Origin of the sequence: Mesorhizobium sp. B2-3-5 (genome assembly GCF_006442395.1) — a bacterium.
Classification (GTDB): domain Bacteria; phylum Pseudomonadota; class Alphaproteobacteria; order Rhizobiales; family Rhizobiaceae; genus Mesorhizobium.
In genome coordinates, this window is record NZ_VFVX01000021.1 from 77,712 (window position 1) to 98,504 (window position 20,793).

Consider the following 20,793-nt stretch of genomic DNA (forward strand, 5'->3'; position numbering starts at 1 on the left):
GATGGCATCACCCTCATCGCCGACTGGCAACATGAGGGAGATAGGCTCGCGGGATCGGCGGCGAGAGCGTTACGAGCGGGCGAACGCGAGCAAGGGGCCGTAGTCGCCCGCGTCGGCGGCCTTGAGTGCCGCAATATACTCTTTTCGGGTTGCCGACGGATCAACGAGATTGATCTGGCCCCAGGTGAACCGCGGCTGGCCGAGTTCGATCGCAAGCAGGTCGCCGATCATGCGCGAGAAGCGGCCATTCCCGTTGGGATAGGGATGGATCGCAACAACCCGGTGGCTGAAACGGATCGCGATTTCATCCGGCGGAAACGTCGAGCGCTCGGTCCAATATTTCGCATCGTCGATCGCCTGATAATATTCGACGGGGATGCGATAGGCGTCGATGTCGATGTTGCGCGCCGTCGTGCGATACGTGCCCGCCCACTTCCACACATCGCCATACATCTGTTTGTGCAGCTCGTTCAGGAACCCTTGGTCGAGCACCTTGCGCTTTCGCCGCCCGACCCAACGAACGGCGTCGGCGATATTGGCAAGTTCCGCCTCGTTCAACTCGTCGCGCGTCGTGATGTAGGAAGGAATGAGCTGTTCGCGCTCCTCGGCTTCGAGCGGTGTGTTCCCGTCGTCATCACCCTCAAAAAGCGGATCGCTCATTCTTTGTCCCACAGCTTCCGCGAAAAGTGCGAGAGGTAGTCCGCCACGATGCGACGCTTTTGCCCTTCAAGGTCTTCCGCGTTCACCGCCTGATTTTCGAGACGCATCGTGTGATTGAGATGCGCGAGTTCGTTCCTCACCTTGCGCTCGGCCTGATCGTGGAGAATGTCGTCGAGGGCCTTGGTCGGTACAAAGGCATAGACGAACTGACAGTCGAGCGCTTCGGCTGTCTCGCGTAAGGTCTTGAGGGTGATCGCGCCCAGGGCTTCCGCCTTCTCGATCGTCGTCACGCGAGAGGGGGCCACGCCCATGCGCTCGGCGAGCTGGCGCGTAGTCATGCCTAGGGCCTCCCGAATGGCTTTCGTCCAGCCACGCGAGGGCGTCACGATAGGGGCGGCTCTCAGGGGAGAAAGCCGTCTATCGAGGTTCTTTCTGGCCAGTCTGGCTTGCTCGTCACTCATATATATGTGTCCATTTCAGGCAATCTTTAACACATATATGTGAGCAAAATAATTGGCTCCGCTCACTCCTATATGAGCACAATTATCGAGATTGCTCATGTCTATATGAGCGAGAAACCGCCTGAATTGGGGAAAGCCTTCCCCTGCGGCCGAGCCACGGTCTCGGCCGACCCCTTCTGCGGGGAGACCCCGCAACGCCCCCTAGAGTGAGAGTGCGGGGCGCGGCCGCGCGCACTTGGCTTGCCGAGCCCGAAGCCGACCTATTACCCGTCGGATACTTCCACGTCTTCTTCACGCTGCCCGCCGAGGTCGCCGGCATCGCCTTCTACAGTAGGGCGATGATCTACGACCTGCTATTCCGCGCCGCGTCGGAGACGATGCTGACGATCGCGGCGGATCCAAAACACCTTTGCGCGCGCATCGGCATCACAGCCGTGCTCCCCACCTGGGGTTCGGCGCTGACGCACCATCCGCATGCCCACATGATCGTGCCGGGCGGCGGCATCGGGTCGGACGGATCACGCTGGATATCGTCGCGTCCTGCCTTCCTCCTGCCGGTGCGCGCCGTCGTCCAGGAGGCCTACATCCAAGGGCATCTCGACGGGCTCGGTCCACGCGTCAGCGCCTTCTCAGCCATCCGGCGCGGCTCCAGGAAGCCAGGGAAGTAGGAGCCCTTCCTGAGCTTGGGTATGCGCAGCTCGACCGTGCCGGCGCGCGTCTCCCAATCCCTGGCCCGGTAGCCGTTGCGCTGGGCCAGCCGAAGCGGGCTCTTCTCGCCATAGGCGGCGCCGGTGGCAGCCCCCACCTCCATCTCCATCAGCCGCTCGGCGGCAAAGCCGATCATCTCGCGCAGCAGATCGGCGTCCGGGTCTTCTCCACGAGAGCGCGCAGGTTCATCATGTCGTCGGTCATCGGTGGTCCTTCCACAAAGGGGTTGGTGTCGACAACCAGACCCTACCGGGGAACATCGATGACCGCCGCAAAGCCGCTCGCTCGCTACGGCGCTGTTGAGGGCGCGCTCGCGAACGGCTGCCCTATCGCCGAGCTACACCACCTGTGGGGACGCGACCCGTGAAGACCATCCGGCCAATGTCAAAAGACCGCACTGGATCGATGCCGCCGAGATCGGGCTGCGATTCTTCGCCGCTCATCGCAGTTGGAAGTTCACGAGGCGAAGAGACACATAGTCTTGATCGCCCACAACCCAACAGTCGTGGGCACGGATGAAATCTGAAAAGCATGCGGAGGCGAGTAGTCCCTGCTTGGTGCAGCCACCCGAAATCGCGCCGGTGCACAGATCGGAGACGGAGAGCCATGCGCCGAAGATCGGGGGAGTGGCCGGGCTTCAATGCATTGACATAGATCAGCCCGCCAAGCATGAGGGTTCCGACAACGTGTGGACGAGACGTTGTGCGCGGCAGACCCGGCGGTATTTCGCGACTCCTAAGGCGCGGCACCCAGCTGTTTCATGCCCAGCCTTGCCGCGCCGTATTCGACAAAATCCTTGGGGCAGCCATCGATAGCAGCCCGATACTGCTTTATGGCGTCGGCGTCCTGCTTCGATACCTGATCGAATGCGCCGACGTAGAAGTTGGCTTCACATTTCTCGCCCTGGCTGGATGCCGCCGCCATGACATCTACGGTTTGAAGCTTGCCTTCGAGCAGTCTTACCACTGGCGCCGGCCATTTTCTCATGTCCAGATTTTTTTCGACGGAATCAGGATCGACCGTCAGGCTGTTTGCCCGCTTTGTCAGCGTCAGCATGATGGCGCCGTAGGTGTTGTTAGGCGAGTTGTCGACGACCTCCGCGAAATCCGCCTGGGCCTTTCCAATATGGCCGCCAAAAAAGAAAGAGATGCCGCGACGCAAATAAGCGCCGGCATTTTTCGGATCAAGCTCTATCACCCGGTCGTAGTCGGCGATGGCGCGGTCGCTGTCGCCCTTGCTGCTCCAAGCCGCGCCGCGATTACTGTAGGCTGTGGCATATTTGGGATCGAGGTCGATTGCCTTGCTATAGTCGGCGATGGCGCGGTCGCCGTCGCCCTTTCTACCCCAAGCCAAGCCGAGATTGTTGTAGGCAAAGGCATAATTCGGATCGAGCTTGATCGCCTGGGCATAGTCGGCGATCGCGCGGTCATAGTCGCTCTTGGCCTGCCAGGCATCACCGCGATGCCTGTAGGCTTTGGCATCGTTCGAATCGAGCTTGACCGCCTGGTCGTAGTCGGCGATGGCGTGGTCGTAGTCGCCCTTGTCGTACCAGGCGTCGCCGCGATTGTAGAAGACCTTGGCAATGTTCGGGTCGAGCTTGATCGCCAGGTCATAGTCGACGATGGCGCGGTCGTCGTCGCCCTTGCCCCGCCAGGCGTCGCCGCGATGGCTGTAGGCGTTGGCAGCATTCGGATCGAGCTTGATCGCCTGGTCATAGTCGGCGATGGCGCGGTCATAATCGTCTTTGTCGTACCAGGCGTCGCCGCGGTTGTAGAAGGCTTCGGCATTATTCGGGTCGACTTTGAGCGCCTGGCCATAGTCGGCGATGGCGCGGTCGTCGTCGCCTATGGCGATCGAAGCGTCGCCGTCGCTTATATAGGCGTTGGCGTAGTCATTATTGGCTTTGGCATCATTCGGGTCGAGCCTGATCGCCTGGTCATAGTCGGCGACGGCGCGGTCATAGTCGCCCTTTTCGTTCCAGGCATTACCGCGATTGTCGTAGGCTTTGGCATTATTCGGGTCGAGCTTGATCGCCTGGTCATAGTCGGCGATGGCGCGGTCCTTGTCGCCCTTGAAGCTCCAGGCGTAGCCGCGATTGTAATAGGCCGTGGCATTATTCGGGTCGAGGTCGATCGCTTGGTCAAAGTCGGCGATGGCGCGGTCGTAATCGCCTTTGAGACCCCAGACGTTGCCCCGATTGATGTAGGGCAAGGCATCGTTCGGACCGAGCTTGATCGCCTGGTCATAATCAGCGATGGCGCGGTCCTTGTCGCCCTTTTCTTCCCAGACGTTGCCGCGATTGTAATAGGCCATGGCATAATTCGGGTCGAGCTTGATCGCCTGGTCATAGTCGGCGATGGCGCGGTCCTTGTCGCCCTTCTCTTCCCAGGCGTTGCCGCGATTGTCGTAGGCGGCAGACCTGTTCTTCTTAGTCTCGCGTTTGTCATCAATGACGCTGGTACATGCCTCGATCTTCTGATCGAGGTTTCCGTCCTGCTTAACGCAAGGGTCGTGATCCTTGTTCGCTGCGAAGCTGTAATTGGCTGGCGCAATGGCCAGAAATATCCCAAGCGCCCAGGAGTTTCGCATTTGGCCCTCCGCAGAATCAGCAGGCGCTCTACGCCCTGTCTAGGCCTAGACCGCAGTCAACGGCTGGGTTGGAACGGTCTGGCGCCGAAGGCCAATATGAAGCCTTCATGTTGGTGACCTTTCCTAAAAACAGGTCCAACGAGCAAACGGATACTGCGCCCTATTGGTATTTTAGACAATGCTTAAATGCCCCCGAGATTTATGGACAGGCGCGCGTGATATCCCACACGAGCCGTTTCGTAGCTTCCCCGCCAATCTACGCGCCCTCTGATCGTATGATCGGGGCCTCGCGGAAGGGATTGATTTCTTCCGCTCTTGGAAGAGTCCACAAATGGCGTGTTGGAGAGTGTCGCTTGGGGGCCGATATGCTGGCGCGGCCCCTAGAACTGGCAACGACAACTTTACCATCATCGCAATGGCCAGCCCTGTTCGGCAGGAACAGGTTCTCCATTTGCCGTCCAGTCTGGCTGGGGTTCTTGGAAGCTTTTCGAACTTTCTGGGTCGCGCCTCAGCCCGGATTGCGGGCGCTCATGGACAACCTGGGACACTAGATCCGGCTTCTGGACAGTTTGTGCCGTCCTGATAGTGCAAGTCCGGATGAGCCCCCACGTGCTGTCCAAACGGCCGCTTTGCGCCTCATTCATTCCCACGGTCCAGTCCATTCAATCAAAAGCGGGCATCGCCAATGGACAGGTCTCAGGCTGTTGTCTGCCCAACACTGGTCTCGAACGACCGGAATCGATCCGATTCGGATCAACCGACCAATGGCTCCGAGCTATCTTCCTTTGGCTCGGCAGTAGTGGCAGACTGGATCGAGGGAGCACGACATGAGTGAGGCCCGTAAAATAGCAGCGATCCTGGTCTCGGATGTAGTCGGCTACAGCCGGCTAGCCAGCGCAGATGAAGATCGCATCTTGGCGCGGCTGCGGGCGCTGCGCAGCGATCTCATCGATCCCACCATCGCAGTTCATCGTGGTCGCGTCGTCAAGCGCACAGGCGACGGGATCCTCGTCGAGTTCAGCAGCGTGGTAGAAGCAGTGCGATGCGCGATCGAAGTGCAGAACGCCATGCTTGAGCGCAATGCCGGGGTGCCGGATGATCGCCGCATTGAGTTCCGGATCGGCATTCACCTGGGCGACGTCGTGCAAGAACGCGATGGTGACCTTATGGGTGATGGCGTCAACATCGCCGCACGCCTGGAAGGCATCTGCGAACCCGGCAATATCTGTCTTTCCGAGCAGGCCTACTGGCAGGTAAAGTCACGGCTCGACATCGCGATCAACGATCGCGGTGAGGTTCAACTCAAGAACATCACCGATCCGGTCCGGGTCTATTCGCTACAGGTCGGCGGTCCCTCCAAGGCAAAGCCCGCGACCCTAAGTGAGCCCCTTGTGCTGGAGAAGCTTTCGCAGCCGCCCGCAACGCCCGACAAGCCTTCGATTGCCGTGCTGCCCTTCATCAACATGAGTGGCGATTCCGAACAGGAATTTTTCACCGACGGGCTGACGGAGGACATCATCACCGATCTGTCGAATGTATCCGGCTTCTTCGTCATCGCCCGCAACTCCACCTTTGCCTATAAAGGCAAGCCCACCGACATCCGTCAGATCGCTCGCGATCTGGACGTCAAATATGTTCTCGAGGGCAGCGCCCGGCGATCCAACAAGCGGTTGCGCGTCAATGTGCAGCTTATCAATGCGGCAGAAGGCGGCAATCATGTGTGGGCCGAGCGCTTCGACCGCGAAATCGCCGACATCTTCGACGTTCAGGACGAGGTCACGCGACGCGTTGTTCAAGCGATTTCTGGCAAGCTTGGTGAAAAGAAACTTATTCCCCGTTCCCGACCGTCAAATCTCGAAGCCTATGATCTCTGTGTTAGGTCGCGAGGCAAGTGCAACAATTCTAGATCGGACAACAGTGAGGCGTGTGCTGACTTGGAACGTGCCGTCCAGATCGATCCAAACTACTGCGAGGGGCACAGCAATCTTGCCATCTCACTGCTATTTGGCTGGATTGTTTGGGGAGAGCCACAGGAACCCGGCCGCGCAAATGCTCTGATACACGCGCAACGGGCCGTGGAAATCGATCCCGACGATTCCCACGCTCGCAGAATCCTAGGCTGCGTTCAGCTTTATGAGCGTAATTGGGATGAAGCAAAAACTCAATTCGATGCTGCCGTTCGGCTTAATCCCAACAATGCAGATGCGGTCGCATGGACGGGTGAGCTTCAAATCTACTTAGGCGATCCGCAAGCGGCGCTGATAGCTTGTGGTGCTGCGCTCCGTATAAATCCTCGTCCACCCGGTTGGTATTTCTGGATCATGGGAATGGCGCAGATTTCCTCCGGTCGCTATGAAGAAGCTGTTGTGTCGTTGAGCCGGGAAGAAACGTACGGGACGGGTTCGAGGGAGCACCTGGTTCCCGCGCTTGCCCTTGCCGGTCGCGTTCCCGAGGCACAGGAGGAAGCCCGCCTATTCCTTGCGGGGAATCAAAATTGGAGGGTCGGTGATTTGGTGGCGAACTCTCCTTTCAAGAGCCCGAGTGATGCTCAGCCGTTTGTTGACGGATGGCGTCTGGCCGGCTTGCCAGATTAGGCGGTATGGAAAGGGAGCCGTATTCCAAGCTCGCAATCAATCTATGTCGTCGAAAAAATCGGCAGTGGCGTCGGGCTGCTCCTTAATCTCTCGCGAGTGGAGTTTCCCGAGTTTTGGGGGACGCGGTAATCCCGCCGCAACCGTGATAGGTTCGGTATGGGCAGGCAATGACCGAAGTGCCGTCAGCTCGCGGCAATCCTGGTGGCAGACATCGTCGATTTAAGACGCCTGACGGCGAACGACGAGGATCGTACGCTTGCAGGCATCCGCGCGTTGCGAAGCAACCTCGCCTCGGCAAGCACGATCTCGAATTGCCCGCTTTGAGCATCGCTCAGGAGCCGCCACACTACGACTACACGCCAGCTGAGTGCGGTACGAAGGCTTGCCGCTTAATTAGTTGCCGCACGATGGACCCCCCTCCCGAAAGCGAAGGGCGATATCCGATCCGTCGACTCGGTTCTTCACGTTGTGTCAATTGCTTCGTCGCGAAGTGGAAGCAACCGCTATCGATAATGCTTCGATCGACCCTCCCCGTTTGGGACCATTCGACTCGACGGTGCCTGTTGACCAATCCGACTAATATCCTGGAAGACCGAGCGGATCTGTGGCCAGGGAAACTCAGCACAGTCTTCGGAGACTTGGCCTTCCCTAAGGCCGCGACGCCCGCAAGGGAAGCGGCAGGGGTTTCGGACAACATTTCGAGCAGTTGCTCCACTCGATCGCCGGCCTCACACTCGGCGAGCAACGTCGTGGAATAGCCAATCTCCCTATCGGCGGCATCCCAGCGCGCCTGGTGAGCTGCAAGTTCCGCTTCAGCCTTAGCGCGCACCGCCGCGTCTCCCGTCAGTTCATGAAGCGCCTCAAGTGAATGCGTCGTCACGCTCTCGCCATCACGCAGTCGAACATTGGCGGAAGGAAATCCGACAGTCTCGACGAGTTTTCGCTCCAGGCGTTGCTGCTTTCGGCACAGCCATTCAGTGCGGTCATGGGCCGCTTGCCATTTTTGCCAGACGGCCACGGCTGGATCTACGGATTGGTTCGTTTCAAGGGCGTTGCTGACGAATTCATTCCCCTTAGCTCCCACAATTGCAATTGCCGTTCCCTCAAGTACCCTCCTTCGGGTGACGAAAGGCCGAGTCGTGGTATTGTCGGAATCAGATGGGGTATTCGGCTTGAGCCCCATCTTCAACGGTGAAGCAAGAAGGTGCAGCGCTTCGAGCTGATGGTAGAACGTGGTCTGTCCAACAGCCACAAGCATCAGGAAAGGAAGCGCAATATGAAGCACTTTGTCGGTCTCGATGTCTCGGTGAAGGAAACCGCCGTTTGCCTTGTCGACGAATCCGGCAGGATCTGTCGTGAAGTGAAGGTGGTCAGCCACCGCGCATCAGTCAGCGCGCGTCACCTGGCGGTCGTTGCCATGGCTTCTTTAAGAGCGGGATGCTCTTCTGCGGAGCGCGATGTATTTGGGCAACGATGCCGTTGCGACCCGTCTGCGTGCGCAACTGGGCGCCGTCGTTGGAAGCCTTGGGTCCTATCAACCTTTCGAACTGGCGAGATGCGCGGTTCTTCGCCCGCGTTGCCAACAACAGGCTCCAGCGGCCGAACTGGACAGACATCGGGGCGGGAGTCTGGCCTACCAGCCGCCGGCGGACGAGACCGCGCATCTCGCAGCGATGGAGAAGATGCGGGGTGAGTTCGTCCGGTCGAGCGAAATCGAGGAGCGCATCAGTCTGGCGACCGATGGCAAAGGCGAACACGCAACCGCCGCAACGGCACGCGATGCGGTCGAATTTGCAGAAGGGCGACCATACCAATGCCCTCAAATCGCGCTCGACGCGGCTGATCACGACTGCCTTGTTAGTGGCGCGCGATGGGGATGACGAATTGCTCGCGACACACGACGGGTGGGTTCGTCAGGTCATCTCGACCGCGCTGGAAGAGCAATCCAATCTGGCGGCCGTTCGCAGGCTGCGCTGCAACCGTCCGGCGATACCGACGCTTGCCCTGATCCATCTCTGGGCACGCAACCCGAATTTAAGGTTCATTCGATGTGCTTCGGGAGAACATCGGATGTTTTGGACTACAGTTCCCGTCGATCGACAATATTTTTGCCGCGCCTAACAAAACTGCGCCAGCCCCCGTAGGCGGAGATATCGGATGCGTCTGCAAGGCCGGCGGTTTCCGCCAGAAATCCCTTGGCCGCGCCGCCATCCTCGAGTTCTATTGTTCCTACGCCGAGCGGTGCGGGGATGGCTGCAACGAACCGCCCGAACGCATCCGGATCAAGCCGCCAGACCTCGACGTCAATACACATGCCATCCCTAGCGACGCGGACGAGGCCCGGCTTGGGCACGGACTGGCCAGCGAGAGCATAGAGCCGGTAGGCAGCCGTAGTTCTCGTTGACCTCGAGAATTGGGCACCTAAACCCCGGAGCTGAGCGTTGAGCGGCATGCCGGAAAGGTGAGCGCCGACGACGACAAGTTCGATTGTGCCGTCGTCGGCCGGCCGAGTAGGCGAAGACTGGCCCGGCAAAGGCCAGCCGGTCGCACCGAGGGAAAGGCCGCTCTGGGCATGCAAATCGCGAGCGAGCGACGCGGCCAGCGCGTCCTGGCCGCGTATACCGAGCAGGGTCACACTCATCGGCAGGCCGTCGCCTCGTGTGCCTGTTGGCACGGCAATGCCGCACATATCGAGCAGGTTGACGAAGTTGGTGTAGGTGCCGAGCCGGCTGTTGGTGACGATTGGGTCGGCGAGGACGGCATCGACGGTGTAGTGCGTTGGTGCCGTCGGCACGCAGATCAGATCGACGGAGGCGATGACTGAGGCGAGCTTGGCCTTGTCGGCCTGCAAGGCATAAAGGCCCTTGAAGGCGTCTGCCGCCGACAGCTGGCGCGCGCCACCGATGATCTGACGCGTCACCGGATGCATCGCCGCTTCGTTGGTGTCCATGAAATCGCGGATCGCAGCATAGCGCTCCGCAACCCAGGCGCCCTCATAGAGCAGGTTGGCGGTGGCGTAGAAATCGCCGAAGGGGATTTCGACCAGCTTGCAGCCGAGCCTTTTCAACATCGAGAGCGCAGCGGCGAAAGCGGCTTGCATGGCATCATCGCCAAAGAATTTGAGGTCCGCCTGCGCCGGAACCCCGACGGTCAGCACCGGCGGGCGAGCGGCGAGAGGCGGCGCGGCAATGGCGCGCGAGTAGGGATCGGCCTCGTCCTTGGCGGCGGCCACTCTGAAGACCGTGTAGGCATCGTCAACGGTGAGCGCGAAGATCGAGATGCAGTCGAGCGTGCGGCAGGCCGGTACCACGCCGGCGGAAGACAGTGCGCCGACGGTCGGCTTCAACCCAACGATGTTGTTGAGCCCGGCCGGGATGCGGCCGGAGCCGGCGGTGTCGGTGCCAAGCGCGAAGGAGACGATGCCGCGTGCCGTGGCGACGGCCGAACCGGACGATGATCCGCCAGGCACCAGTTTCGGGTCGAAGGCGTTCTTCGGGATAGGGTAGGGCGAGCGCACGCCAACGAGACCGGTGGCGAACTGGTCGAGATTGGTCTTGCCAATCACCAATGCTCCGGCCGCTTTCAGCCGGGCAACCACCGTGGCGTCCTTTTGCGGCGTATAGGCATATTCGGCGCAAGCCGCCGTGGTCGGCATGGCGGCGACGTCGATATTGTCCTTGACCGCGAAGGGTATCCCCCACAGCGGCTTCGTCATGGGATCGAAGGGCCCGAGCGCGACCGCCTGCTCAAGCAGGTCGGCCCTGCCGGCAAGGTGGATGAAGATGCCGGGGTCCGCGGCTTGGGCGATGCGCTCGAACACCGCGTCAATCATGGCTGACACGGGCAGGCCCGCCGCATAGGCGGTGTGCAGGCTGCCGAGATCGAAACGAATGTCGCTCATTGTCCTTCCCCCAGAATGATTACCGGCAGATCCCACTGGATCAGCACGACGCAGCCGTTTTCCGTCCACACCGAATGCTCGGTGCCGACCGGATTGAGGATGACGCACCCGGCGGCATAATCGCCATTCTCGTCGCTTTGCGTGCCCTCCAGCACGACAATGGTCTCCAGCCCGACATGGCGATGGCGTGGCACACCGGCGCCGGGCTGGTATTTCAGGATCGCTACGGAGGGCTCTACCGGGCCGCCCTTCAGCAGCCAGTGTACCGTGATGCCTTCGCGAAAATGCTGGAGCGCAAGTTCGCGCCAACCCCCGTCAAGGAGGCCGGCAAAACTCAGATTAGGCATTGGCAATTCCCTCGAGCACCTGGTCGGTCGTCGCCGTCCAGCCGACAATGGCGCCTTGCGCCCGGATCATCGCAATCGCCGCTGTCTTGAATTCGGCGAAATAGCTTTCGGTCGCATCCTCGGCCAGGAGGCACTCGTAGCCGCGATCGTTGGCTTCACGCATCGTCGTCTGCACGCAGACCTCGGTGGTGACACCGGCGAAGACCAGTTGCTGCGCGCCAAGTCGCCTGATGTTGTCACCGAAGCTGGTCGCGTAGAATGCGCCCTTACCGGGTTTCTCGATCACTATCTCGCCGGGCAGGGGGGCCAGTTCATCGAGGATCGCGGTACCCGGCTCACCTGATATCAGCACCCGCCCCATCGGGCCGACATCGCCGATGCGGATCGACGGGTTGCCGCGATTGCGCTTGGTCGGCGGCAGGTCCGAGAGATCGGGCTTGTGGCACTCCATGGTGTGGATCACCGGCAGGCCGGCGGCCCGAAATCCCTCGATCAGCTTCTTTACCGTCGGCACGATCGCCGTGATGCGCCCGACATCGTTGCCGAGGCTGGCGCCGAAGCCGCCCGGCTCGGCGAAATCGCGCTGCATGTCAATCACGACGAGCGCCATCGTTTGCGGCTTGAAGACAAAGGCAAAGGGCAGGGCATCGATTTCGGCCATCAGTGATGTCCCGCCATATGCTCGCCGATCGTCTGGACGCTGGCTTGCGCGATCGGTGTTTCGTAGACCAGCGCGCCGTCCGACATGACGAAGATGCGGTCGGATAGTTCGAGCAGTTCGTCGAGATCCTCCGACATCAAAAGCACCGCGGCACCGGAATTTCGCGCGCGCATGATCCGCGCCCGGATTTCAGCCACGGCGGAAAAATCGAGGCCGAAGCAAGGGTTCGAAACGATCAGCAGATCGACCTCGCCAGTGAGTTCGCGGGCGAGCACCGCACGCTGGACATTGCCACCGGAGAGCGACGAGATCGGTGAAGCCAGCGACGCCGTCTTGACCTTGAACTGCTCGACCAGGCTCGCAGCGAAGCTCTTGATGCCACTGGTGTTGATCCAGTTCACCGGCTTGCCGTTGCCATCGATGTCGAAGGTGCGAAAGGCGATGTTCTCGGCCACCGTCATCCTCGGCGCGCAGGCGTTCTTCAGCGGCTCCTCTGGAATGAGACGTACATTCAGCGTTCGCGCCTCGGTACGGCTCGACGCGTAGGGCGAGCCCTTGACCAGCACCGCGCCGCCGTCGCGCGCACGCTGCCCGGCCAGCACTTCGAGGAACTCCTTTTGACCATTGCCGGAGATGCCGGCAATACCGACAATTTCGCCGGAGCGCACCCCGAGATCGTCGATGCGGATCGATTTCAGCCCGGTGCGGTCCGGCGCCTTCAGCGAAGTCACCTTGAGCACGAGGTCCGCGTCCGGCTTTGTTAGCGCGCGGCTGTCGAGCGCGGTGATCGGCTGGTCGCCGATCATCATCCCCGCCATCGCCTTGTGATCGAGGTCGGCGACCCTACCGGTGCCGGTCAGCTTGCCCTTGCGCAGCACGCTGACATCGTCGGCGAACGCGGTCACCTCGTGGAATTTGTGCGAGATCATCAGCACGGTCAGATCGCCGGCCTTGGTCATGCCGCGCACCAGGCCAAGCACTTCCTGTGCTTCGCCCGGCGTCAGCACCGAAGTCGGCTCATCGAGCACGAGGAAGTTACGGCCGAGATAGAGCTGCTTGACGATTTCGAGCTTCTGCTTCTCGCCGGCGGCAAGCTCGGCCACTTTCACGTCGAGCGGCAGCTTGAACGGCATGCGCTGCATGAAATCGGCGAGGTCGGCGCGCTCCTGCCGCCAGTCGATGATCCCGGGAACCTTCTCGCGAGAAATGACCAGGTTTTCCGCGCCCGTCAACGAAGGCACCAGCGTGAAATGCTGGTAGACCATGCCGAGGCCGAACGCCGAGGCATCGCGCGGGCTGGTGACAGATACTTCGCGCCCCTCGACCAGGATGTCGCCCGCGGTCGGGTGATAGAAACCCATCATGCATTTCACCAGCGTCGACTTGCCGGCGCCGTTTTCGCCGAGCAGCGCATGGAACGACCCCGCCGGCACCTTGATCGACACGGTGTCGAGGGCGGTGAAGCCACCGAAGCGCATCGTCATGCCGATCGTCTCGACGCCAACCGCTTTTTTGTCGCCCTCACTCATGGCTGAGTCCCATCATGGCAGTTGCGCGGCGAAGGCTTTCGAATTCGACACCGCGCCGAACACGCCGCCCTGCATCGTGATCATCTTGATGGCCGCCAGATGGTTGCCGTAGTCGGTGGCGCCGCAGCAGTCCTCCAGCATGACGCACTCGAGGCCACGGTCATTGGCTTCGCGCATCGTGGTGTGCACGCAGACATCCGTGGTGATGCCGGTAAGCACGATGTTCTGGATGCCGCGTCGGTTGAGGATCAATTCCAGGTCGGTGGCGCAGAACGAACCCTTTCCCGGCTTGTCGATGATCGGCTCGCCTTCGATGGGGTAGAGATCGGGGATGATGTCCCAGCCCGGCTCGCCGCGCACCAGGATGCGCCCGCACGGGCCGGGATCGCCGATGCCGGCATTGATGCGGCGCGAACGCCAGCGCTTGTTGGCCGGCAGGTCGGCAAGATCGGGACGATGGCCTTCGCGCGTATGAATGATGGTGTAGCCCTTGGCTCGCATCGCCGACAGCACAGCCTTGATCGGTTCGATCGGCGCCCGCACCAGCGACAGGTCGTAGCCCATATGGTCGACATAACCGCCAGGCCCGCAGAAATCCGTCTGCATATCGATGATCATCAACGCCGTGTTGTCGGGCCTCAGATCGCCATTGTACGGCCACGGATAGGGGTCGGCATCAATGTAGTGCTGGGCGAATTCGGCTCTGGCGTTCATGCGGAAACTCCAGTCATCTCATTTGGTGATTGACAGCTCGCCGGGCGCGCCGGCCAGCGAGCGGCCCGGTGAGGAGGTGGCGATCATGATGACGAGCGTGAGGATGTAAGGGGCGGCGTAGAACAGGTAGTAGCCTTGCGTGACGCCGACCGACTGCAGCGCCGGCCCGAGCGCTCCAGCGCCGCCAAACAGCAATGCGGCGGCAAAGCAGCCGAGCGGGTTCCAGCGCGCGAAGATAACCAGCGCCACCGCCATCAGCCCTTGTCCGGAGGAAATGCGCTCGGTCCAGCTGCCGGGATAGTAGAGGGAGAGATAGGCGCCGCCGATGCCGGCGAACGCGCCGCCGACGCCAGTGGCGAGCAGGCGCACGGTGTCAGGGTTGAGACCCATGGCGCGTGCCGCGTCGGAACTGTCGCCGACCACACGCACAATCAGGCCGGCGCGCGTGTTGCGGAAGGCCCACCACAGCACGGCCGACAGCACCGCCCCGATCAGGAACAGCACGTTGACGTCGAGTGCGGCCTGCACCTGTGGAATATCGGACCAGCCGCCGAAGGGGATCGCCGGTAAACTGGGTGCCTTGGGCTGGATGAACGGCTTGCCGAAGAAGAAGGCGAGGCCGGAGCCGAACAGCATCAGCGCTATGCCGATCGCGATGTCGTTGACCTTGGGAAATTTGCAGATCCAGCCGTGGAACAGGCCGAAAAAGGAGCCGGCGGCTGCCGCCGCGAACAGGCCGAGCCATGGCGAGCCTGATATCACCGCGATCGCATAGGCGGTCATGGCGCCGAACACCAGCGTGCCTTCGAGGCCAAGGTTGATCCGGCCCGAGCGCTCGGTGATGGCTTCGCCCAGCGAAACGAAGATGAAGGGCGTCGAAACGCGGATGGCGCCGCCGAGGATGGCGAGCGGGACGCCCCAGAGGCCGATGTCGGTCGGGTCCATCAGGCGATCCTCTTCAAGTGATCGGACCTCTTCCAGAGATCCGGATTGAATGCCTTGAAGCGACCGTAGAAGGTCTCGCTGAACAGGATGACGATAAACAGCATGCCTTGCAGCACCAGCACGGTGGCGTCGGGCAGGTCCATGCGCCGCTGGATCAGTCCGCCGGAGGCCTCGATGCCGCCGAGCAGGAAAGCGACCGGGATGATTGCGAGCGGATTGTGGCGGGCGAGGAACGCGACGAGAATGCCTGTATAGCCGTAGCCGGCAGCGAGCGAGGCGTTGGCGCTACCCTGCACGGCGGCGACTTCGAGCATGCCGGCGACACCGGCGAAGCCGCCGGCCAGCGCTGTGAATCCGACGATCAGCGGCCCGACGGCAAGCCCCTGCACCTGGGCGGCCTTGACGTTGCCGCCCGCGATGCGGGCGGCAAACCCCCAGCGGGTCTTCTCGATCAGCACCCAGGACAGCACGCAGGCGACGATGCCGACGACGATACCCCAATGCACCTCGATGCCAGGAATGTTGCCGATGCGGTAAGCCTCCGCCAGCGGCTGTGTCGACGGCTTGTTGAGCGAGGCCGGATCGCGCAACGGCCCTTCGACCAACTGGTTCATCAGGGCAATGGCGATATAGGCCATCAGCAGGCTGGAGATGGTCTCGTTGACGGCGCGGTAATGGCGCAGCGCGCCGACGGCACCGATCCAGATGCCGCCGGCGGCCATGCCCGCCACGCCCATGACGAGAATGACGATGAACGACGGCGCGCCATTAAACGCCATGGCGGCCGCGGCCGCCGCGACACCGCCGAGCACGATCGCACCCTCGCCGCCGATGACAACGAGGCCGAGCCGCGCCGGCAGCGCCACGCAGAGCGCAGCGAGCAGCAAGGGGGCGGCGCGAGACAGCGAGTTCTGGATGGAGAACCAGGAGCCGAAGCCGCCGCGCCACATCACTTCATAGAGCTGCAGCGGCGACTTGCCGACAGCCAGGATGAACAGGCTGAAGATGGCCATGCCGACGATCAGCGCGGCGACCGGAATGACGAAGGCCTCGGCCCGTCTGGCGACCCGTTCGAGCGCCGCCGGATAACCCCTGACGCCGAACATCGGCACGTCCGCGTTGCTGACCGTCTCTGCCATGGCCCCGTCTCCGTCCTGCCGGATCAAGCGGTGGAGCCGACGACCCCGTCGACCAGGTAGTCCATGCTTTCGAGTTCGATGGCGGTCTCGGGGAAGGCCTGGCCTTCGGTGGCGACGACGGCGCCCTTGTTGCTCTTCAGCGGCCCCTTGATGACGGCGAAGCCGCCCTTCATCATTTCCGCCAGCGTGGCGTCGAACTGCTTGCGCGCCGGCTCGCCGACCGCGGGGCCGAGCGGGCTCATCTTGACGAAGCCGTCGGCGAGGCCACCGCGGGTGAAGTTGGGCAGCGGCTTGCCGGCGACGAAGTCATCGACGAACATCTTGTAGACCTTGGCCCAGTTCCACTCCGCGCCGGTGAGGTATTTTTCCGGTGCCAGAGGGCTCTGGTTGGCGTGGTAGCCGCAGACGAAGGCGCCGCGGCCGGCGGCCGTCTCGACCACCACCTTCGGGCTGTCGACATGGCAGGTGACGACGTCGATGCCCTGGTCGACCAGCGCATTGGTGGCCTCCGCCTCCTTGACCGCCAGCGACCATTCGCCGGTGAATATAACCTGGCAGGTGATGGTGGGGTCGACCGAGCGCGCGCCGATCAGGAACGAGTTGATGTTGAGCAGCACCTGCGGGATCGGTTTGGCGGCGACGAAGCCGAGCTTCTTCGACTTGGTGGTGTGGCCGGCCACGACGCCATTGAGATACTGGCCCATGCCGATGTAACCAAAATAGGAGCCGGCGTTCATCGGGTGCTTGGCCTTGTCCCACATGCCGCCGCAATGGCGGAACTGCACGTCGGGGAATTTCGCGCACATGGCGAGCATATGAGGGTCGAAATAGCCGAACGAGGTCGGGAAGATCAGCGCGGCGCCGTCGAGATTGATCATCGATTCCATCGTCTTCTGGACATCGACCGTCTCGGGGACGTTTTCCTCTTCGACGACGGAAATGCCTTCGATACCTTTCAGCGCGGCAGCACCTTCAGCATGCGCCTGGTTGTAGCCATAGTCGTCCTTCGGGCCGACATAGATGAAGCCGACAGTGGCGGCCGCGGCAAAGGCACGGCTCATGGGCAATGCGTTGGAGAGACCGAGAGCCGCCACACCGGTGGCGGTGGTCTTGAGCAAGTCGCGGCGCGTCAGCATGAATCTGTCGGTCATCTGAATGTTCCCTCTGTGAGGCTCTTCGGGAGCCTGTTAACACCTCGCTAAGAAAGTGTATGCAATCTCCGTGCCAGCTTGAGGATTCCAGATTATCTAATAGATTCAACACTCATAGCGGCGTGCGCTGCACAAAGTCCCAGCAATTGCATACACTTGCTGCCTATTACGTACGCTATTTGACAAACGGATTAAAATATAGACATAGAGGAGCAAGTGGCGAGTCGAAACAGCGGCTGGGCCTGCTGGGTTGGGCCGTTTCGGCCACGCAAAAAGACTGTACGGGAGAGAACGTGTCGGGAAAGCGCAGCTTGCTCAGGTCGGGAACGACCGTCGATCAGATGGTGAGGGCGATCGGCGACCGCATCGTCACCGGCGTGCTGCGTCCTGGCGAGAAGCTGGACGAGGCATCGCTCGCCGCGCGCTTCGATGTGTCACGCACGCCAGTGCGCGAAGCACTCGGCCATCTAAGCGCGATGGGATTGGTCGAGAGGCGGCCGAACCGTGGCGCGATAGTCGCCGTGGTCACCCAGGAACATCTTGCATCGATGTTTGAAAGCATGGCTGAACTGGAAGGAATCTGTGCCCGATTTTCCGCCGAGCGCATGAGCGCCGGCGAACGCCGCGCGTTGGAAATCGAGCATCAGGCATCGGCCCGGCTGGTTCGCCTTGGCGCCGAAGAGGACTACGAATATTTCAACACCGAGTTCCATTCACGCCTGTATCGCGGCGCCCACAGCACGCACGTCTTCGAGCTCACCGTCATGACGCGCAGCCGCTTGGCGCCGTTCCGGCGGGCGCAATTCCGGCTTGACGGCCGGCTGACCAAATCCTGGAAGGAACACGACGCGATCGTCAGCGCGATCCTGCGCGGTGATGGCGTGGCAGCCGGCGCTGCCGCCAAGGACCACGTTTCCATAGTCAGCGAGGCCAGCGCTGTCTTTGCCCTCGGCGAGCAGCCAAAGGGCACAATTACCACGATGCCGGTCATCGCCAGCTGAGAAGTGATCCTTGCCAAACGACATGACTATCGAAAGGCAAACCGAGGACCAAAGTCGGCTATAGGTCAGTCGGACACCTTTGGCGCCATCAGGCGGCATGTCCGTTGTCGCTTTTCGGACGCCAGAAGCTGCCAGTTCATTTCTGGCCAAAAGCAGTCGTCAGGCGGTTCTACAACTGGCCATCGACTGGGGTTCCTGGAAGCTTTTCGAACTTTCTGTTTGACACCTCCAGCTGAACTACGCGCGCTCGCGAGATCGGCTGGAATGTCAGAATTCGGAGGGCGCGGCGATGCCTGGCGCCAGCGCGCTTGCGCCATTGGTCCGACCGACTGTCGTAACAAGATTTGTCCACGTCCCCCAGCTCCCAATAGCAGAATGCGTCCGTCTCGACGCAGAGTCCCGAAGTGCCGTTACCGGGAGCGGAACATTAGAGCATTCTAACGGTTATCCGGGTAGATTTGCCAAGGGGCAGAGCGATGGCCGTGCTGGCGCTTGATTTCGTATATTTTCCCGGGTTGAGCGGGAACGATCTCTTAGGCGGACTCGTCTCGCTATTGGCGTGCCTTGTGCTCTACAACGTGATGGCAGAGGATCGCCCGAAACCGTAGACGCGGGGCGCCGCACGCTTATTCAGCGGGAATGCACAGCCAACCGAATTAACATTTCATTGAGGCCGATATCACCTGCCTCAACCCGATTGAGCGGTCATTGACGGGCCTTGCGACGTGAAGACCACCCCGGCCAGTTCAAGCGCTTGTCGGATTGCTGCGATCTTCTCTTTGCGCAAGATTCTTCGGCCGCTCTCGAAATCACGAATGGTCCCCTCGCTGAGACTGCATTTAGCGGCGAGCCGCACTTGCGGCCATTTCAATAGTCCTCGTGCTATTCGGCAATGGTGCGGGGTCAGATCCGGCAATTTTCAGCTATCTATCTCTAGCGGGCTTGGCTGTTTGTGCCACATGACTTGCCGCAGGTGCTCATGTCTACCCGCTGCCCGCACATGGCCCAGGTGTAGAAGTGATCGTGCCCATCGTTGGCCGGTTCACCACGATGCAGGACGCCAGCGGTAGGCGGCTCAATGTCGGGTAGCTTCGTCATCGGCCGTTCAGCTTCTTCGCCTCTCGCTCCAGAACCTCGCGGCTGTTTCCGTGCTTCTCGATCAGGTCCCTCACCTGCTGCGGAATGATGCCCACCTTGCCATCTTTGTTCCTCCTGTGCGAGATCCGCAACGTGCCATCGGCCGCTTCGTTGCAGCGGGCGACATTTCCCTTTCGGAACTATTTCAGCACATGCTAAATTCAATCGCGAGGGATAACTTGGCACCAAAAGCGGTAATCGGGCGTCCCCAGATGCGAAATTCGCTTCCAGCGCGCAATAGGCCCACTGCGGTCGCGGCGTGCTCGCCGTAAAGGTCGGTCGCGGAGTGCAGCGCAAGCTGGGGGTCAGCAGTTCCGCCGGCATCAACGCGATCGCGCGTGGGTGGATCTGAAGACATTCCATAACATGCCACGCGATCGACAGCGCGACAACCAATCAAAGACAAGGTCTTTTGGGGAGCGTCGTGTTTTCCGCCTCGGCGAGCTGACCACTGTGATTGCTCATCAATCCGCACGGCTCCGGCTGGCGGCGCTTTCTTCATTTGCGAGGTGATGACTTCTGTTTTTTGTCCGCCTTGCCCGACTGCAGGATCAGGGCCAGAGCTTCTTCAATTGTGAGGCCACACTTACGAGCGAAATAGCTTGCTTCGGTAATCACTTCGGGCGACCCCGAAGTGGGGACGCCAACAGTTCGCTTGGCCTTTTTTAACTTTCCCATCGTGAGTTTCCGCACCTCGCCGATTCGGAATTTACTCCGAATTCACTGATCCGCATATCTCTGGCACAAACAAACCGTTAGGTGGGCAGCGTTACGCGGCCTAATTGGGCCCACTTCGTCAGTGAAGGTGGACGGGGCCGCCGTGCAGATACGGGGCCATCACACCAGCCAACGTTTCGAGAATGCTTAGATCGCTGACTTGGCCATTCGGCTCAACAAAAAAGTCATCGTCCTGTCGCCCGACATGATTGACGACTACCTTGAAGCGGTAGTGAGGCATCGTGGCCCGCAGATCGCGTTCCAGATCCGCAACGAATCGAGCGTTGACGTTCCCGCAAATGCGAGGCGGAACAACCACGAACCCAGTGGCAACTCGGGGCAATTCTACGTCCTCACAGACGAAGCCATCGCCAGACAAGTTATCGTAAATCTAAGGGTGCCGATAGATTAAGGCCTCTCGTCATTGCAGTCGAACAATCGGGCATTCCTGCCGCCGCCTTGAGGCGCATCCTGTGCTTAAGTCACGATGCTGGACGGCCGGCGCCATTGGGCGGGGGGTGGGTGGGGCTTCAGGCGCC

The 20,793-nt window shown here is 61.1% G+C and carries 18 protein-coding genes and 3 pseudogenes; 5 read left to right on the plus strand and 16 right to left on the minus strand.

The window, feature by feature from the left end; all coding sequences use genetic code 11:
- Window positions 1-69: 69 nt before the first annotated feature.
- Together FJ958_RS21860 and FJ958_RS21865 are read right to left on the minus strand one after the other, a co-directional pair.
- Window positions 70-660, minus strand: coding sequence for a mobile mystery protein B (locus FJ958_RS21860; protein ID WP_140745355.1), 591 nt, complete (start codon window positions 658-660; stop codon window positions 70-72).
- On the minus strand, window positions 657-1,121 hold the full coding sequence (locus tag FJ958_RS21865) for a mobile mystery protein A (protein ID WP_140745357.1): 465 nt from the start codon (window positions 1,119-1,121) through the stop codon (window positions 657-659). The genes FJ958_RS21860 and FJ958_RS21865 overlap by 4 nt, the downstream gene beginning before the upstream one ends.
- A gap of 209 nt (window positions 1,122-1,330) precedes the next feature.
- Between FJ958_RS21865 and FJ958_RS21870 the strand changes: the two are divergent.
- Window positions 1,331-1,690, plus strand: a pseudogene (locus tag FJ958_RS21870) (transposase); the annotation flags it as partial.
- Window positions 1,691-1,737: 47 nt separating this feature from the next.
- Here FJ958_RS21870 and FJ958_RS21875 read toward each other — a convergent pair.
- Window positions 1,738-2,033, minus strand: a pseudogene (locus FJ958_RS21875) (transposase); the annotation flags it as partial.
- 531 nt (window positions 2,034-2,564) lie between these two features.
- The gene (locus tag FJ958_RS21880) at window positions 2,565-4,418 is read right to left on the minus strand and encodes a tetratricopeptide repeat protein (protein ID WP_140745359.1); all 1,854 of its coding nucleotides are present in this window, start codon (window positions 4,416-4,418) and stop codon (window positions 2,565-2,567) included.
- An 827-nt stretch (window positions 4,419-5,245) separates the two neighbouring features.
- On the opposite strand from FJ958_RS21880, the gene FJ958_RS21885 reads away from it, so the two are divergent.
- On the plus strand, window positions 5,246-7,012 hold the full coding sequence (locus FJ958_RS21885) for an adenylate/guanylate cyclase domain-containing protein (protein ID WP_140745361.1): 1,767 nt from the start codon (window positions 5,246-5,248) through the stop codon (window positions 7,010-7,012).
- A gap of 352 nt (window positions 7,013-7,364) precedes the next feature.
- Here FJ958_RS21885 and FJ958_RS21890 read toward each other — a convergent pair whose 3' ends face one another.
- Window positions 7,365-8,201: a hypothetical protein gene (locus tag FJ958_RS21890; RefSeq protein ID WP_246679693.1), complete on the minus strand. Its 837-nt coding sequence runs from the start codon at window positions 8,199-8,201 to the stop codon at window positions 7,365-7,367.
- 33 nt (window positions 8,202-8,234) lie between these two features.
- Here FJ958_RS21890 and FJ958_RS32125 point away from each other — a divergent pair.
- Window positions 8,235-8,387 (plus strand): annotated as a pseudogene (locus FJ958_RS32125) (IS110 family transposase); the annotation flags it as partial.
- A gap of 13 nt (window positions 8,388-8,400) precedes the next feature.
- Here FJ958_RS32125 and FJ958_RS31655 read toward each other — a convergent pair.
- Entirely contained in the window at window positions 8,401-8,859 is a 459-nt protein-coding gene (locus FJ958_RS31655; RefSeq protein ID WP_181176469.1) for a hypothetical protein, read from the minus strand.
- On the opposite strand from FJ958_RS31655, the gene FJ958_RS32130 reads away from it, so the two are divergent.
- Window positions 8,753-9,133, plus strand: coding sequence for a hypothetical protein (locus FJ958_RS32130; RefSeq protein WP_140745367.1), 381 nt, complete (start codon window positions 8,753-8,755; stop codon window positions 9,131-9,133). The two genes, FJ958_RS31655 and FJ958_RS32130, sit on opposite strands and share 107 nt — an antisense overlap.
- Here FJ958_RS32130 and atzF read toward each other — a convergent pair.
- Genes atzF through FJ958_RS21940 form a run of 8 tightly spaced genes read right to left on the minus strand, consistent with a single transcriptional unit; the run spans window position 9,093 to window position 17,399 of the window.
- On the minus strand, window positions 9,093-10,913 hold the full coding sequence (atzF, locus tag FJ958_RS21905; protein ID WP_140745369.1) for an allophanate hydrolase: 1,821 nt from the start codon (window positions 10,911-10,913) through the stop codon (window positions 9,093-9,095). The genes FJ958_RS32130 and atzF overlap by 41 nt on opposite strands.
- Window positions 10,910-11,260 carry a cupin domain-containing protein gene (locus tag FJ958_RS21910; RefSeq protein WP_140745371.1) on the minus strand — a complete coding sequence of 117 codons (351 nt, stop codon included), beginning with the start codon at window positions 11,258-11,260 and terminating at the stop codon, window positions 10,910-10,912. Before FJ958_RS21910 ends, atzF begins: the two co-directional genes overlap by 4 nt.
- A complete protein-coding gene (locus FJ958_RS21915) occupies window positions 11,253-11,921 on the minus strand; it encodes a cysteine hydrolase (protein ID WP_140745373.1) in 669 nt (222 codons plus the stop codon). Before FJ958_RS21915 ends, FJ958_RS21910 begins: the two co-directional genes overlap by 8 nt.
- The gene (locus FJ958_RS21920; protein ID WP_140745375.1) at window positions 11,921-13,450 is read right to left on the minus strand and encodes an ABC transporter ATP-binding protein; all 1,530 of its coding nucleotides are present in this window, start codon (window positions 13,448-13,450) and stop codon (window positions 11,921-11,923) included. The genes FJ958_RS21915 and FJ958_RS21920 overlap by 1 nt, the downstream gene beginning before the upstream one ends.
- Window positions 13,451-13,462: 12 nt before the next feature.
- Window positions 13,463-14,164: an isochorismatase family cysteine hydrolase gene (locus tag FJ958_RS21925; RefSeq protein WP_140745377.1), complete on the minus strand. Its 702-nt coding sequence runs from the start codon at window positions 14,162-14,164 to the stop codon at window positions 13,463-13,465.
- An 18-nt stretch (window positions 14,165-14,182) separates the two neighbouring features.
- Window positions 14,183-15,109: an ABC transporter permease gene (locus tag FJ958_RS21930; protein WP_140745379.1), complete on the minus strand. Its 927-nt coding sequence runs from the start codon at window positions 15,107-15,109 to the stop codon at window positions 14,183-14,185.
- Window positions 15,109-16,248 (minus strand): ABC transporter permease, encoded by a 1,140-nt coding sequence (locus FJ958_RS21935; protein WP_140745381.1) that lies wholly within the window; start codon window positions 16,246-16,248, stop codon window positions 15,109-15,111. The genes FJ958_RS21930 and FJ958_RS21935 overlap by 1 nt, the downstream gene beginning before the upstream one ends.
- A gap of 23 nt (window positions 16,249-16,271) precedes the next feature.
- Entirely contained in the window at window positions 16,272-17,399 is a 1,128-nt protein-coding gene (locus FJ958_RS21940) for a BMP family ABC transporter substrate-binding protein (protein WP_140745383.1), read from the minus strand.
- Window positions 17,400-17,740: 341 nt separating this feature from the next.
- Here FJ958_RS21940 and FJ958_RS21945 point away from each other — a divergent pair, with 341 nt between their 5' ends.
- A complete protein-coding gene (locus tag FJ958_RS21945; protein WP_140745398.1) occupies window positions 17,741-18,400 on the plus strand; it encodes a GntR family transcriptional regulator in 660 nt (219 codons plus the stop codon).
- A 688-nt stretch (window positions 18,401-19,088) separates the two neighbouring features.
- Here FJ958_RS21945 and FJ958_RS21950 read toward each other — a convergent pair.
- Both FJ958_RS21950 and FJ958_RS21955 read right to left on the minus strand, forming a co-directional pair.
- A complete protein-coding gene (locus FJ958_RS21950; protein WP_246677072.1) occupies window positions 19,089-19,256 on the minus strand; it encodes a hypothetical protein in 168 nt (55 codons plus the stop codon).
- A 779-nt stretch (window positions 19,257-20,035) separates the two neighbouring features.
- The gene (locus FJ958_RS21955; protein ID WP_140745385.1) at window positions 20,036-20,215 is read right to left on the minus strand and encodes a hypothetical protein; all 180 of its coding nucleotides are present in this window, start codon (window positions 20,213-20,215) and stop codon (window positions 20,036-20,038) included.
- Window positions 20,216-20,793 lie beyond the last annotated feature (578 nt).